The following is a 14,836-nucleotide window of genomic DNA, read 5'->3' as shown; positions in this document are numbered from 1 at the left end:
CCAGGCGGCCGTTGCCGCCTTCGAAACGTCATGATCAAACTGATCGTCGGCCTCGGCAATCCCGGGGCGGAATACACCGCGACGCGCCACAACGCCGGCTTCTGGCTGATCGACCAGCTCGCCCGCGAAGCCGGCACGACGCTGCGCGACGAGCGCCGCTTCCATGGCTTCTACGCGAAAGCGCGCCTGCACGGCGAAGAAGTCCACCTGCTCGAGCCGCAAACCTACATGAACCGCTCCGGCCAGTCGGTCGTCGCGCTCGCGCAGTTCTTCAAGATCCTGCCCGACCAGATCCTCGTCGCGCACGACGAGCTCGACCTGCCGCCCGGCACCGTGAAGCTTAAGCTCGGCGGCGGCAGCGGCGGCCACAACGGCCTGAAGGACATCACCGCCCACCTGTCGTCGCAGCAGTACTGGCGGCTGCGGATCGGCATCGGCCATCCGCGCGACCTGATTCCGGAAAGCGCGCGCGCCGGCGCGAAGCCCGACGTCGCGAACTTCGTGCTGAAGCCGCCGCGCCGCGAGGAACAGGACGTGATCGACGCGTCGATCGAACGCGCGCTCGCCGTGATGCCGATGGTCGTCAAGGGCGAACTCGACCGCGCGACGATGCAGCTGCATCGCAACTGACCGCATCGCACCGCTCCTGTGCATCGAGCCGTCCGGCGCCGCCGGCCGGCCCCGCCCGCCCCGCCCCGGCGCACATGCGGTAATCTGGTCGCTTTGCCCGACAGGAGCCAAGCGGTGAGCCGTTACTGGAGCGACATCGTTCAGCAACTCGTGCCTTACGTGCCGGGCGAGCAGCCCGCGCTCGCACACCCCGTCAAGCTGAACACCAACGAGAATCCCTATCCGCCGTCGCCGCGCGTCGTCGCGGCGATCGCGCGCGAACTCGGCGAGACCGGCGACACGCTGCGCCGCTATCCCGACCCGGTTGCGCGCGCGCTGCGCGAAACGGTCGCGGCCCATCACCGGATCAAGCCCGAGCAGGTGTTCGTCGGCAACGGCTCCGACGAGGTGCTCGCGCACACGTTCCAGGCGCTGCTCAAGCACGACCGGCCGCTGCGCTTTCCCGACATCACGTACAGCTTCTATCCGACCTATGCGCGCCTGTACGGCGTCCAGACGTCGATCGTGCCGCTCGCGGACGACTTCTCGATCCGAGTCGACGACTATCTCGACGACGCCGGCGGCGTGCTGTTTCCGAACCCGAACGCACCGACCGGGCGCGCGCTGCCGCTCGCTGACGTCGAGCGGATCGCAGCGGCGAATCCGTCGTCGGTCGTCGTGATCGACGAAGCGTATGTCGACTTCGGCGCGCAGTCCGCGATCACGCTGATCCACCGCTACCCGAACCTGCTCGTCGTCCACACGACGTCGAAGGCGCGCTCGCTTGCGGGCATGCGCGTCGGCTTCGCGTTCGGCGATGCCGCGCTGATCGACGCGCTGAACCGCGTGAAGGACAGCTTCAACTCGTACCCGCTCGACCGGCTCGCGCAAGTGGCCGCGCAGGCCGCCTATGAAGACACCGACTATTTCAACGCAACCTGCCGGCGCGTGATCGACAGCCGGACGCGTCTGACGCATGCGCTGGACGCGCTCGGCTTCGACATCGTGCCGTCGGCCGCGAATTTCGTGTTCGCGCGCCATCCTGCGCACGACGCGGGCGCGATCGCAGCGAAACTGAAGGAACGGGAGATTTTCGTGCGGCACTTCCGGCTGCCGCGGATCGACCAGCACCTGCGCATCACCGTCGGCACCGACGCCGAATGCGATGCGCTCGTCGCGGCGTTGCGCGAGCTGCTGGCCTGAAACGGAAGAACCGGCGCCGGGCGGCGCCGATCCGGATGCGTGACGGTCGTGCCGAAGGACTCGAGCGCGCGCGTCACCGCAGGGTCACGACGCGTCGTCGCCCTTTTCGGCGGTCAACGCGTGATACTTCTCCATCAATTGCGCGTGCGATTCGTCATGCTGCGGATCGCGCGGAATGCATTCGACCGGACACACCTGCTGGCACTGCGGTTCGTCGAAATGGCCGACGCACTCGGTGCACTTGTTCGGGTCGATCACGTAGATGTCCGGGCCCATCGAAATCGCACCGTTCGGGCACTCGGGCTCGCACACGTCGCAATTGATGCACTCGTCGGTAATCATCAAAGCCATACTGATCTCACTTCTTCAGGCCGGCGGCCGGCTTCGCAACGAAACCGGCCGGCGCCGCATCACGCGGCAGGGCCTCCGATCGCAGCGACTTTCTCGGTCAGCCACTTCTCGACGGACGGGAACACGAACTTGCTGACATCGCCGCCCAACTGCGCGATTTCGCGCACGATCGTCCCCGAGATGAACTGGTACTGATCGGACGGCGTCATGAACATCGTCTCGACGTCGGGCAGCAGGTAGCGGTTCATCCCCGCCATCTGGAACTCATACTCGAAATCGGACACGGCGCGCAGGCCGCGCACGATCACGCGCGCATTGTTGGTGCGGACGAAATCCTTCAGGAGGCCGGTGAAACTCATCACCTTCACGTTCGGATAATGGCCGAGCACCTCGTTCGCAATCGTCAGACGTTCTTCGAGCGAGAAGAACGGCTTTTTCGCGCGGCTGTCGGCCACACCGACCACCAGCGTATCAAAAATGCTCGACGCACGCCGCACGAGGTCTTCGTGCCCGCGCGTCAGCGGATCGAACGTACCGGGATACACGGCGACTACCATGTCGCTCCTCCTGTCATCACGCAAACGGGATGGCAGCGGTGCGATGCGCACGCCGCTGCCGAGATGGGCATGCGTCGCCTTTGCGGCGCGCCGCCTCGTATGGAACGCGCATTATTCATCATTTTCGCGCCGCAGCAAATGATAGTGAACCGCACCGGCCTTGCCGTGCTTCACGACCTCCCAGCCGGCGAGCGCGTCGTGCGCGGCCGGATCGAGCTCCGCCCCCGTCTCGACGTACAGCGCGCCGCCCGCCGCGACGAGCGGCGCCGCCAGCGCAATCGCGCGCTCGAGCGCGGCCAGATCGTCGAACGGCGGATCGAGAAACACGACGTCGAACGCGCCCGGCGTGAGCCCGGCCGCGAGCCGCAGCGCGTCCGCCTCCGCGACCTCGACCGCACGTGCACCGAGCTTGTCCTTGATCGCACGCAGCTGCTGCGCCGCGCGCGGGTGGCGCTCGACCATCACGACGCTCGCCGCGCCGCGCGACGCCGCCTCGAAACCGAGCGCACCGGTGCCTGCGAACAGGTCGAGGCAACGCCGGCCTTCGAGATCCTGGCCAAGCCAGTTGAACAGCGTCTCGCGCACGCGATCGGGGGTCGGCCGCAGGCCGTCCAGATCGAGCACCGCGAGCGGCGTGCGTTTCCAGTCACCGCCGATGATGCGGATCGTGTGCGGCTTGCCGCGGCCAGAAGGGGCCGCCGGGCGGCCGGGAGAGGAACGGGACATACGGAAATATCGACGACGGAGGGACCGGGCGCGCGCGGGGGCGCGCCGCTAAACAGGCGCACGTTACCACAGCGGCGATGCACACTGGCGCGAGCGCCACGCCGCACTGATAAAATGCACGGTTTCGGCCGCCGTGCGCCGCGCCCGCGCGAACGCAGAGCGGCCCGTCTGGTGCCCGTCCCTGGCGGCGGCCCGCCCTCTTCCCGACGTCAGACCATGTTCAGCTTCTTCAAACGATTCAAGAAAACGCAGGAGCCCGATCCGGCGGAATCGCAATCGGCCGACGCGCAGCAAACGGACGAGCCGTCCAATGCGCCCGCGGTCGAGGCCCCGCCCGCGGCCGCCGTGCCGCAAGCGCCCGCGCAACCGGCCGCGCCGGCCGTCGTGATGACGGTCACGCCGACCAACGACGGCCGCGACGAAGTCGTCGAGACGGTCGAAATCGTCCCGCCGCCGCTGCAGGACGCCACCGCGAAGAAATCGTGGCTCGCGCGCCTGAAAACGGGGCTCGCCAAGACGGGCTCGAGCATCACCGGCGTGTTCGTCAATACGAAGATCGACGAGGATCTGTACGAGGAGCTCGAGACCGCGCTGCTGATGTCCGACGCGGGCGTCGACGCGACCGAGTACCTGCTCGGCGCGCTGCGCGAAAAGGTGCGCACGGGCCGCCTGACCGACCCGCAGGAGGTGAAATCCGCGCTGCACGACCTGCTCGTCGAGTTGCTGACGCCGCTCGAGAAATCGCTGATGCTCGGCCGCGCGCAGCCGCTCGTGATGATGATCACCGGCGTGAACGGCGCCGGCAAGACGACCAGCATCGGCAAGCTCGCGAAGCATCTGCAGAGCTTCGACCAGTCGGTGCTGCTGGCCGCGGGCGACACGTTCCGCGCGGCCGCGCGCGAACAACTGGCGGTCTGGGGCGAGCGCAACAACGTGACGGTCGTGCAGCAGGAAAGCGGCGATCCGGCCGCGGTGATCTTCGACGCGGTCAGCGCCGCACGCGCGCGCAAGATCGACGTGATGATGGCCGACACGGCCGGCCGCCTGCCGACGCAGCTCCACCTGATGGAAGAGCTGAAGAAGGTGAAGCGCGTGATCTCGAAGGCGCACGACGGCGCGCCGCATGAAGTGCTGCTGGTGATCGACGCGAACACCGGCCAGAACGCGCTCACGCAGGTGAAGGCATTCGACGACGCGCTCGGCCTCACCGGCCTCATCGTCACGAAGCTCGACGGCACCGCGAAGGGCGGGATTCTCGCCGCGATCGCGCGGCAGCGCCCGGTGCCGGTCTACTTCATCGGCGTCGGCGAGAAGGTCGAGGACCTGCAGCCGTTCAGCGCGGTCGAATTCGCGGACGCGCTGCTCGGCTGAACACCGCGGGCACGCATCGCACAGGGCGCCTTCGGGCGCCCTTTTTCATGCGCGCCCGGTCATGCATGCCGGGCGCACCACGCTCATTCGGCGTCAGGCTGCGCGCCGGGCTCGGCGGCCTTGAACGCATCGAGCGTCGACGCATGGTCGACGATCCGCTGGATCGTCGGATAGCGCGTCGTGTCGATCGAGAAGCGGTTCGCGTTGAACACCTGCGGCACGAGGCACACGTCGGCAAGCGTCGGCGTATCGCCGAAGCACAGCTTGCCGGTGCGCGGATCGCTCGCGAGACGTGTCTCGAGCGTCTCGAAGCCGGCCTCGATCCAGTGCCGGTACCACGCGTTCTTCGCGTCCTCGGGCACCTTCAGCGTGTGCTTCAGGTACTTCAGCACGCGCAGGTTGTTGAGCGGATGGATTTCGCACGCGATCTGCAGCGCGACCGCGCGTACAAACGCGCGATCGACCGGCTGCTTCGGCAGCAGCGCCGGTTCCGGATGAGTTTCCTCGAGATATTCGATGATCGCGAGCGACTGCTGCAGCGTCGCGTCGCCGTCGATCAGCGTCGGCACGACCGCATCCGGATTCAGCGCGCGGTACGCGTCCTTCAGTTGCTCGCCGCCGTCGCGCAGCATGTGCACGGGGACATAGTCGAACGGCAGCTGCTTCAGGTTCAGGGCGATCCGCACGCGGTACGACGCGGAACTGCGGAAATAGCTGTAAAGCTTCATGGGATGTCCCTCGTAGTCGTATTCGGCCGGCGACGGCACGGGCGCGGCGCAGCCGGCGCGCACCGCCGGGAATCAGAGTGTAGCGCGCCGCGCCGCGCGGCCCCGCCTGGCGGCAGCCGCACCCGTGCGATACTCGGGGCATTCCTCACCGCTCACAGCGCGGCCCGATGCCGGCCGCCCGCCCCACGCCCCGATGACCGCTTCCCACGATCCCGCCGCCGTTCCGTTCCCGTGCGCCCGCTTCATCAAGGAAATCGGCCGCGGCCCGCACGGCGCACGCGCGCTGTCCGCCGAGGACACGTTCGAGCTCTACCGCGCGATGCTCGACGCGCGCGTGTCGGACATCGAACTCGGCGCGATCCTGATCGCCTATCGGCTGAAAGGCGAATCCGCCGACGAGCTGGCCGCGATGCTCGCCGCCGCGCAGGCGTCGTTCGAGCCGGTGCACGTGCAGGATGCCGCGTTCCGCCCCGTGTCGATCCCGAGCTACAACGGCGCGCGCAAGCAGCCGAACCTCGTGCCGCTGCTCGCGCTGCTGCTCGCGCGCGAAGGCGTGCCGGTGCTCGTGCATGGCGTCGAGCAGGATCCGGGCCGCGTGACGAGCGCCGAGATTTTCTCGGCGTTATCGCTCGCACCGTCGGCTTCGCACGATGCGATCGAGGACATGCTCGCCGAGCGCCGCGTCGCGTTCGCGTCGATCGAGGTGCTGGCGCCGCGCATCGCACGCCTGCTGTCGATGCGCAGCGTGCTCGGCGTGCGCAACTCGACGCACACGCTCGTGAAGATCCTGCAGCCGTTCGCGCCGGCCGGCCTGCGGCTCGTCAACTACACGCACCCGCCGTACCGCGACAGCCTGGCGCAATTGTTCCGCGACCATCCGGATGCCGCACTCGGCGGCGCGCTGCTGGCACGCGGCACCGAGGGCGAAGCCGTTGCCGACACGCGGCGCCAGGTGCAGGTCGACTGGCTGCACGACGGCGCGTGCGACACGCTGATCGAGGCCGAACGCTCGTCGACCGATGCGCCCCCGGTTCCCCTGCCCGAATCGCGCGACGCGGCCACGACGGCCGCATGGACCGACGCCGTATTGCGCGGCGAAGTGCCGGTGCCCGACACGGTTGCCCGGCAGGTCGCGACGATCGTGCAGATCGCCCGCATCGCACGCTGACGGCACGCTCGCGAACCGGCCCCGCTTGCGGGGCATTTGACACGCGAGCGCATCCTGGCATAGAGTTGTCGCCATGCGTTCCTTTCCGAACACCCTCCGAATTACCTCCGGCCGCCTAGCGCGGCCGCTATCGCTACGACTAGCCTAAGGCTTTCGTAACGCCGTGTGCTGTCCGCACGGTCCCTCCCAGCAGTTCCTCGCCGTACCCCTCTCGTAGTTTTTACAACCCGAAGTCGTCAGCATTCGTCCGTCTATCCGTCGGCCGACTCGCGAAGATCATCCGCATCCGCAGCGCGTTCACGTGCCGCGGAGCGAGGCAGCGCCAACCGTCGCCCATGCCGCCCGTCTTCGCTCGCGACTTGAGACCCGAGGTCCAGAAGATGCAGCGCAATCCTCAAGACAAGTACCGTCCGTTCGAGCCCGTCCGCCTCAATGGCCGCAAATGGCCGTCGCGCACCATCGAGCGCGCGCCCGTCTGGATGAGCACCGACCTGCGCGACGGCAACCAGTCGCTGATCGAGCCGATGAGCATCGAGCAGAAGCTCGAGTTCTTCGAGATGCTGGTCGCGATCGGATTCAAGGAGATCGAAGTCGGTTTTCCGTCGGCGTCGCAAACCGACTTCGATTTCGTCCGCAAGCTGATCGACGACAAGCGGATTCCCGACGACGTGACGATCGAAGTGCTCGTGCAGGCGCGCGAGGACCTGATCGCCCGCACGTTCGACGCGCTCGAAGGCGTGCCGCGCGCGATCGTGCACCTGTACAACGCGGTGTGCCCGTCGTTCCGCCGCATCGTGTTCGGGATGTCGAAGGCCGACGTGAAGGCGCTCGCGATCGACGGCACGCGCATCATCAAGGAGCACGCCGCCGCGCGCCCCGACACGCAATGGACGTTCCAGTACTCGCCGGAAACCTTCAGCATGACCGAGCTGACGTTCGCGCGCGAAATCTGCGACGCGGTCGCGCAGACCTGGCGGCCGACCCGCGATCACAAGATGATCGTCAACCTGCCGGCCACCGTCGAAGCCGCGAGCCCGAACGTGTTCGCCGACCAGATCGAGTGGATGGACCGCAACCTCGCGTACCGCGACAGCATCGTGTTGTCCGTGCATCCGCACAACGATCGCGGCACCGCGGTCGCGGCGGCCGAACTCGCGCTGCTCGCGGGCGCCGACCGCATCGAGGGCTGCCTGTTCGGCAATGGCGAACGCACCGGCAACGTCGATCTCGTCACGCTCGCGCTGAATCTCTACACGCAGGGCATCGATCCGGGCCTCGATTTCTCCGACATCGACGCGGTGCGCCGCGTCGTCGAACGCTGCAACCAGATTCCCGTGCATCCGCGCCACCCGTACGCGGGCGACCTCGTGTTCACCGCGTTCTCGGGCTCGCACCAGGACGCGATCCGCAAGGGCTTCGCGCAGCAGCGCCCCGACGCGGCCTGGGAAGTGCCGTACCTGCCGATCGACCCGGCCGACCTCGGCCGCAGCTATGACGCGGTGATCCGCGTGAACAGCCAGTCCGGCAAGGGCGGCGCGACGTTCCTGCTCGAACGCGGGATGGGCTTCACGCCGACGCGCCGCGTGCAGATCGAATTCAGCCATGCGGTGCAGACGCTCGCCGACGCGTCCGGCGAGGAAGTGACGGGCGATGCGATCTGCTCGCTGTTCGCGCGCGAATTCTTCGACACCGACGGGCCGGCCGCGCGACACGGCAACGGCGCGCGCTGGCAGAACCGCGAGATCGCGGCAGCGCCCGCGGCGGATACGACGCCCGACGAGGCCGTGCGACGTTTGGCCGCGGCATTCGCGGCGGCCGCCGGCGCGGCGATCGACGTCGCGTCGTGCGAACACGCCCGCACGACGGACGGACGAATCGCGGTATCGGTCGGCTGCCGGGTCGGCGATGCGCCGCTGCGGCACGGCGTCGGCCTGCACGCCGATGCGGCGAGCGCCGCGCTCGACGCGGTGGTCAGCGCGATCAACCGCTCGGCCTGGCACTGCGCGGATCGCCGCGCGGCGGCCTGAGCGGCGGGTTCCGTTTCAGGGTTCAAACGTCAGCGAGCGGGGCGTGACCGCCCGTGCGCCGCGCGATCCGCGCCGCACGAGGCAACAAAAAGCGGCTCAGAAGGCCGCTTCGGTCGGGACATGAAAAGGAGCGCCACGCGCGCTCATGTCTCGGTCGCGCACCGCGTCGCCTGCCACGCGAACAGGCTCCAGCGGCCCTGTTCGTGGGTGTGGACGGAGGTATAGGCAATCGGGAAGACCAGGCCGCCGTTGTTCGTTTCCATCTCGATCAACGCGCGCCCGGTGACGACGCAGGTTTCATCGCCGACCGGCAGCACGTCCTGCGACTGGATTTCGATCTGGCGATAGCGGCGGCGGCCGGCGACGATGGCGTCGATGAACTGCTGCTTGGTTTCGCGTTTGCCGTTGGTATGGACGAAGAACACCTTGTCCGACAAAAGCGTGTCGAGCGCCTCGCCGTCCCCGTCCACCATCGCCCGGAACCGATCGCGCTCGAGCGCGCGGATCGCATCGACCACCTTCGCCATCGCCTGACTCCTCGGCAACGCGCACGCCGTGCGCGGGCGTGCGGATCAGAAGTTGTACTGCAAGTAGAACTGGTGGAAATTTATACCAGGATTCGGCTCTTTGATACCCGCGTTAGACACATGTTCAAAACGGTAGCCGACCTGATACTGTTGCCGTTGGCCGAACTGCACGCCCACCCCCGCCGTCGGCGCGAACTGGAACGCGGTCCCCAACGAGAAGTGATCCGAGATCGTCGGGTGCGTCAGCAGCCTCACGCCGCCGCCGGCCTCGATGAACGGGCGGATCTCCCCGGCGCTCTTGATGAAACGGAACATCGGCGTCACGCCGAATTCGCCGATGCTGCTATGGACGTTGCCGCCCGTGTGCCAGTAGCCGGCATGCCCCTCGACGACGAACGCGAAGTGCCAGCCGCCGATTTCCCACCAGTTCCAGCCCGGATCCCACACCACGCCGAGATCGGCCTTGTCGACCCCGCGGCGATCCGAAAAACCGCCGCCCGCCTGAATCCCCCATCGATCCGCGCATGCCGCACCCGATCCGCCCAGAAGGGACGCCACCAGCATCGCATGCAGCGCCAGCCGGCTGCGGGGCCGGCGATTCTTCTTATTGTTCATCTGTCACTCCAACTTTGTGGGTTGAATGGAGCCAGCCGCTTCGGCCGGCTCAAGCGAACTGAATGGTATGGTAAAGGACTTTTCGGATCGGCATCACAAAGCGAAATGGCTTGCTTCCGAAACGACAAAAATCGAAATCGTCTACCGATTGCCATCAGAAACAACGGCTTACGGAACTTCGCGTCGCGCCCTGTGTCGCAGAATAGACTATCGACTCGACATGCTCGATAGAAAAAGCGGGAACTCCGATGCCCACGCTTGCTCTAAGGAATTAGCACTCGGTTTCCGGGAGTGCTAAGATGGCTCCCGGAATCTCATCCGAGACCGGGGGTTTGTCCCTGATTCCAAAGGAGTTTTTTAGTGAGCAACGCCCTGACCCTCCCGAACACCCTGAGCCCCACGCCGGCCAAGGCCGCATCGGCAGGCTCGCTGGCGCTCGCAGCCCAATCGATGTTGCCGGGCCAGCTTGGCAACATCGACGCGTATATCCAGGCCGTCAATCGCATTCCGCTGCTGACGCCGGAAGAGGAACGCCAGTACGCGACCGAATTCCGCGAAGGCAACAACCTCGACTCGGCACGCCGCCTCGTGCTGTCGCACCTGCGGCTCGTCGTGTCGATCTCGCGCAACTATCTCGGCTACGGCCTCCCGCACGGCGACCTGATCCAGGAAGGCAACATCGGCCTGATGAAGGCGGTGAAGCGCTTCGACCCGGCGCAAAACGTGCGCCTGGTGTCGTACGCGATCCACTGGATCAAGGCCGAGATTCACGAGTACATCCTGCGCAACTGGCGCACGGTGAAGGTCGCGACGACGAAGGCGCAGCGCAAGCTGTTCTTCAACCTGCGCAGCCACAAGAAAGGCCTGCAGGCAATGACGCCCGAGGAAATCGACGGCCTCGCGAAGGAACTCAACGTCAAGCGCGAAGACGTGACCGAAATGGAAACGCGCCTGTCAGGTGGCGACATCGCGCTCGAAGGGCAGGTCGAGGACGGCGAGGAGTCGTACGCGCCGATCGCCTACCTGGCCGACTCGCACAACGAACCGACCGCCGTGCTGGCCGCGCGTCAGCGCGACACGCTGCAGACGGACGGCATCGCGCAGGCACTCGGCGCACTCGACGCGCGCAGCCGCCGCATCATCGAGGCGCGCTGGCTGCACGTCGACGACGACGGCTCGGGCGGCTCGACGCTGCACGATCTCGCCGCCGAGTTCGGTGTGTCGGCAGAGCGCATCCGCCAGATCGAGGCGAGCGCGATGAAAAAGATGCGCACCGCCCTCGCCGAATACGCGTAAATCGCTGCGATTTAGAGCGCCTCATCAAAAACCGCTGCCCGACCGGCAGCGGTTTTTTTTCGCCCGTCTTTTCCACTGCTTTTCATTCGCTGCTTCGTTCGTTTTTCGGCGCGTTTCAGTGCGGATTAATTGACCTGATTCGTCAGGTAATAGGCCGTTTGGGGGCCCCTTCCGCATAACCTTGATCTGCCTCAAGTTTCGGCCCGGGTTTCGCGACGGTCTGCCGCAGCGCAGCACTCGGCATCGGAAAGCCGTCCTTTTAAAATTGGCATGTCAGGCGCAAAAGGATTAAAACAGCTTCACGGCCGTCATAAATCCGACGTAAAGTCGCCCCAAATCAGACTTAAATCGATTCAGGATATTCGCCTTGATCTCGATCAATAAAGAGCCTGCGCCGCCTCCCGCGCGGCCGGCCGGTACGATCGGCTGGCGCGCGCGCATCGCCGCGTGGGCACGCGGCCCAACCCTCGCCCGCGACATCACCCTGGTGCTGATCGTCAAGCTGATCCTCCTGATGTCGCTCAAATACGCATTCTTCAATCATCCGCAGGCCGAGCACATGTCGTTGCCGCCTGCCGCCGTCGCCGAGAAGCTGCTCTCGGTACCGGCGCCTGCATCTACCGAGGGAGACCACCATGATAAGTAGTGAAGTCGTCGATCTGTCACGTCTGCAGTTCGGCATCACGGCGCTCTACCACTTCCTGTTCGTGCCGCTGACGCTCGGCCTGTCCTGGCTGCTCGTCATCATGGAAGCGGTGTACGTGATGACCGGCAAACAGGTCTACAAGGACATGACCCAGTTCTGGGGCAAGTTGTTCGGGATCAACTTCGCGATGGGCGTGACGACCGGCATCACGCTCGAATTCCAGTTCGGCACGAACTGGTCGTACTACTCGCACTATGTCGGCGACATCTTCGGCGTACCGCTCGCGGTAGAAGGCCTGATGGCGTTCTTCCTCGAATCGACGTTCGTCGGCCTGTTCTTCTTCGGCTGGAACCGCCTGTCGAAGGTCAAGCACCTGATGGTCACGTTCCTCGTCGCGCTCGGCTCGAACCTGTCCGCGCTGTGGATCCTCGTCGCGAACGGCTGGATGAACAACCCGGTCGGCGCCGAGTTCAACTACCAGACGATGCGCATGGAGATGACGAGCCTGTTCGACGTGCTGTTCAACCCGGTCGCGCAGGTGAAGTTCGTGCACACGGTGTCGGCCGGCTATGTGTCGGCGGCGATGTTCGTGCTCGGCGTGTCGTCGTGGTACCTGCTGAAGAAGCGCGACGTCGACTTCGCGCTGCGCTCGTTCGCGGTCGCGGCCGGCTTCGGCCTCGCGGCGACGCTCTGCGTGATCGTGCTCGGCGACGAATCGGGCTATACGACCGGCGAAGTGCAGAAGATGAAGCTCGCCGCGATCGAATCCGAATGGGAAACGCAGCCGGCACCCGCATCGTTCACGCTGATCGGCATCCCGAACCAGGAAGAACAGCGCACCGACTATGCGATCAAGATCCCGTACGCGCTCGGCCTGATCGCGACGCGCTCGATCGACGAACCGGTGATCGGCCTGCGCGAGCTCGCGAAGCACAGCGAGGAGCACATCCAGAGCGGCATGGTCGCGTACGGCGCGCTGCAGAAGATCAAGCAGGGCGACACGAGCGACGCGACCCGCGCCCTGTTCGACCAGCACAAGCAGTATCTCGGCTACGGGCTGATGCTCAAGCAGTTCACGCCGAACGTGGTCGACGCGACGCCCGAGCAGATCAAGGCCGCCGCGAAGAAGACGATCCCGCCGGTCGCGCCCGTGTTCTTCTCGTTCCGGATCATGGTGGCCCTCGGCTTCCTGTTCGTCGCGACGTTCATCGCCGCGTTCTGGTTCTGCGCGCGCCGCGAACTGCTGCAGGACAACCGCCGCTGGTTCCTCCGCTATGCGGTGTGGGCGATCCCGCTGCCGTGGATCGCGATCGAATTCGGCTGGATCGTCGCCGAGCTCGGCCGCCAGCCGTGGACGATCGCCGGCGTGCTGCCGACGCACCTGTCCGCGTCGAGCCTGCAGCCGAGCGACCTGTACCTGAGTCTCGCGGGCTTCATCCTGTTCTATACCGCGCTGTTCGTCATCGAGATCAAGCTGATGTTCAAGTACGCGCGCCTCGGCCCGTCGTCGCTGCATACCGGCCGCTATCACCACGAAATCGCGGCCGCCAGCGAGCGCGCCACGGCGTGAGCACGCACCTGAAACGGAACAAGGAATCGCTATGGACTATGCAACTCTCAAGCTGATCTGGTGGCTGCTCGTCGGCGTGCTGCTGATCGGCTTCGCCGTCACCGACGGCTTCGACATGGGCGCGACCGCGCTGCTGCCGTTCCTCGGCAAGACCGACGAGGAGCGCCGCATCATCGTCAACACCGTCGGCGCGACGTGGGAAGGCAACCAGGTGTGGCTGATCACGGCCGGCGGCGCGATGTTCGCGGCCTGGCCGCTCGTCTACGCGGCGTCGTTCTCCGGCTTCTACTTCGCGATGCTGCTCGTGCTGTTCGCGTTGTTCTTCCGGCCGGTGGGCTTCGACTACCGCAGCAAGCGCCCTGACCCGCGCTGGCGCGCGGGCTGGGACTGGGGCCTGTTCGTCGGCGGCTTCGTGCCGGCGCTCGTGTTCGGCGTCGCGTTCGGCAACCTGCTGCAAGGCGTGCCGTTCAAGTTCGACAGCGACCTGCGCGTGACCTACTACGGCGGCTTCTGGGCGCTGCTGAACCCGTTCGCGCTGCTGTGCGGGCTCGTCAGCCTCACGATGCTCGTCGCGCACGGCGCAGCCTTCATCAAGATGAAGACGGAAGGCGTGATCGCGCGCCGTGCGTCGGTCGCGCTGCGCGTGGCGTCGTTCCTCGCGGTTGTGCTGTTCGTGCTGGCCGGCGTGCTGGTCGCGTCGACCATCGGCGGCTTCCATATCACGCACGCCGCACCGACCGACACCGTCGCGAACCCGCTGCTCAAGGACGTCGCCGCCGGCTCGGGCCTGTGGCTCGCGAACTACGGCGAATTCCCGTGGATGATCGCAGCGCCCGTCGTCGCGATCGCGGGTGGCCTGATCGCGCTGCTGCTCGCCGGTTCGAAGCAGGAGAAGACGGCGTTCTTCTGCACGGGCCTGATGATCACCGGCGTGATCCTGACCGCCGGGTTCTCGATGTTCCCGTTCATCATGCCGTCGTCGCTCGACCCGCGCAGCAGCCTGACCGTGTGGGATTCCACGTCGAGCCACATGACGCTGCAGGTGATGCTGTTCGCGGTGATCGTGTTCCTGCCGATCGTCCTGCTCTACACGAGCTGGGTGTATCGCGTGATGCGCGGCAAGGTCACGCGCGAGGTGCTCGAAGAGAACAAGCATTCGATATATTGATGCTTTGAACCGGGCCGGGGCGCGCACGCGCCCTCGCCCACCGTTTCGCAAGGAGTCGGATCATGTGGTATTTCAGCTGGATTCTCGGTATCGGCGTCGCGCTGTCGTTCGGCATCGTCAATGCGATGTGGCTCGAAGCGCGGCAGAAGACGCAGGAAGCACGCGTTCGCCACGACTGATACGCGCGCGGCCGATCGTGCCGCCGCCGTCCGGAAGGAACCTCGCCTCGCGCGAGGTTTTTTTTCGCCCCGGCCGGCTGAACAGGCCCATCGAC

16 protein-coding genes are annotated in these 14,836 nt (G+C 66.2%); 10 read left to right on the top strand and 6 right to left on the bottom strand.

Annotated features, from left to right (window positions below; genetic code table 11):
* Positions 1-30 precede the first annotated feature (30 nt).
* Both pth and hisC read left to right on the top strand, forming a co-directional pair.
* Positions 31-630 carry an aminoacyl-tRNA hydrolase gene (gene pth / locus LGM56_RS22060; RefSeq protein ID WP_006477776.1) on the top strand — a complete coding sequence of 200 codons (600 nt, stop codon included), beginning with the start codon at positions 31-33 and terminating at the stop codon, positions 628-630.
* Positions 631-744: 114 nt separating this feature from the next.
* On the top strand, positions 745-1,812 hold the full coding sequence (hisC, locus tag LGM56_RS22055) for a histidinol-phosphate transaminase (RefSeq protein ID WP_226206782.1): 1,068 nt from the start codon (positions 745-747) through the stop codon (positions 1,810-1,812).
* A gap of 84 nt (positions 1,813-1,896) precedes the next feature.
* Here the strand turns inward: hisC and LGM56_RS22050 are convergent, their stop codons facing one another.
* The 3 genes from LGM56_RS22050 to rsmD form a co-directional block, all read right to left on the bottom strand.
* Positions 1,897-2,163, bottom strand: a complete 267-nt coding sequence (locus LGM56_RS22050) for a YfhL family 4Fe-4S dicluster ferredoxin (protein WP_069248899.1) — start codon at positions 2,161-2,163, stop codon at positions 1,897-1,899.
* A gap of 59 nt (positions 2,164-2,222) precedes the next feature.
* On the bottom strand, positions 2,223-2,720 hold the full coding sequence (coaD, locus tag LGM56_RS22045) for a pantetheine-phosphate adenylyltransferase (RefSeq protein WP_039346084.1): 498 nt from the start codon (positions 2,718-2,720) through the stop codon (positions 2,223-2,225).
* Between the two features lie 111 nt (positions 2,721-2,831).
* On the bottom strand, positions 2,832-3,446 hold the full coding sequence (rsmD, locus tag LGM56_RS22040) for a 16S rRNA (guanine(966)-N(2))-methyltransferase RsmD (RefSeq protein WP_089426360.1): 615 nt from the start codon (positions 3,444-3,446) through the stop codon (positions 2,832-2,834).
* Positions 3,447-3,662: 216 nt separating this feature from the next.
* On the opposite strand from rsmD, the gene ftsY reads away from it, so the two are divergent.
* On the top strand, positions 3,663-4,817 hold the full coding sequence (gene ftsY / locus LGM56_RS22035) for a signal recognition particle-docking protein FtsY (protein ID WP_226206781.1): 1,155 nt from the start codon (positions 3,663-3,665) through the stop codon (positions 4,815-4,817).
* An 83-nt stretch (positions 4,818-4,900) separates the two neighbouring features.
* Here the strand turns inward: ftsY and maiA are convergent, their stop codons facing one another.
* Positions 4,901-5,545: a maleylacetoacetate isomerase gene (maiA, locus tag LGM56_RS22030; RefSeq protein ID WP_226206780.1), complete on the bottom strand. Its 645-nt coding sequence runs from the start codon at positions 5,543-5,545 to the stop codon at positions 4,901-4,903.
* 193 nt (positions 5,546-5,738) lie between these two features.
* Here maiA and ybiB point away from each other — a divergent pair, with 193 nt between their 5' ends.
* Positions 5,739-6,713 (top strand): DNA-binding protein YbiB, encoded by a 975-nt coding sequence (gene ybiB, locus LGM56_RS22025; RefSeq protein WP_226206779.1) that lies wholly within the window; start codon positions 5,739-5,741, stop codon positions 6,711-6,713.
* A 380-nt stretch (positions 6,714-7,093) separates the two neighbouring features.
* Entirely contained in the window at positions 7,094-8,740 is a 1,647-nt protein-coding gene (gene leuA / locus LGM56_RS22020) for a 2-isopropylmalate synthase (RefSeq protein WP_226206778.1), read from the top strand.
* A 143-nt stretch (positions 8,741-8,883) separates the two neighbouring features.
* Here the strand turns inward: leuA and LGM56_RS22015 are convergent, their stop codons facing one another.
* Together LGM56_RS22015 and pagL are read right to left on the bottom strand one after the other, a co-directional pair.
* A complete protein-coding gene (locus LGM56_RS22015; protein WP_039346091.1) occupies positions 8,884-9,267 on the bottom strand; it encodes a nuclear transport factor 2 family protein in 384 nt (127 codons plus the stop codon).
* A 45-nt stretch (positions 9,268-9,312) separates the two neighbouring features.
* On the bottom strand, positions 9,313-9,882 hold the full coding sequence (gene pagL, locus LGM56_RS22010; RefSeq protein WP_226206777.1) for a lipid A 3-O-deacylase PagL: 570 nt from the start codon (positions 9,880-9,882) through the stop codon (positions 9,313-9,315).
* Positions 9,883-10,242: 360 nt separating this feature from the next.
* Between pagL and rpoH the strand changes: the two genes are divergently transcribed.
* From rpoH to cydX, 5 genes are all read left to right on the top strand, one after another.
* Positions 10,243-11,178, top strand: coding sequence for an RNA polymerase sigma factor RpoH (rpoH, locus tag LGM56_RS22005; RefSeq protein WP_089426365.1), 936 nt, complete (start codon positions 10,243-10,245; stop codon positions 11,176-11,178).
* A gap of 367 nt (positions 11,179-11,545) precedes the next feature.
* Complete coding sequence (gene cydP, locus LGM56_RS22000) at positions 11,546-11,824, top strand: cytochrome oxidase putative small subunit CydP (protein WP_089426366.1); 279 nt, start codon at positions 11,546-11,548, stop codon at positions 11,822-11,824.
* Complete coding sequence (locus tag LGM56_RS21995; protein ID WP_089431704.1) at positions 11,814-13,394, top strand: cytochrome ubiquinol oxidase subunit I; 1,581 nt, start codon at positions 11,814-11,816, stop codon at positions 13,392-13,394. The genes cydP and LGM56_RS21995 overlap by 11 nt, the downstream gene beginning before the upstream one ends.
* A 31-nt stretch (positions 13,395-13,425) precedes the next feature.
* The gene (cydB, locus tag LGM56_RS21990) at positions 13,426-14,562 is read left to right on the top strand and encodes a cytochrome d ubiquinol oxidase subunit II (RefSeq protein WP_226206776.1); all 1,137 of its coding nucleotides are present in this window, start codon (positions 13,426-13,428) and stop codon (positions 14,560-14,562) included.
* Between the two features lie 62 nt (positions 14,563-14,624).
* The gene (gene cydX / locus LGM56_RS21985; protein WP_011353251.1) at positions 14,625-14,741 is read left to right on the top strand and encodes a cytochrome bd-I oxidase subunit CydX; all 117 of its coding nucleotides are present in this window, start codon (positions 14,625-14,627) and stop codon (positions 14,739-14,741) included.
* Positions 14,742-14,836 lie beyond the last annotated feature (95 nt).

Source organism: Burkholderia sp. AU38729, assembly GCF_020419725.1.
Lineage (GTDB): Bacteria > Pseudomonadota > Gammaproteobacteria > Burkholderiales > Burkholderiaceae > Burkholderia.
The sequence above is the reverse complement of the archived record's forward strand: the minus strand, read 5'-3'. Positions and strand labels throughout refer to the sequence as shown.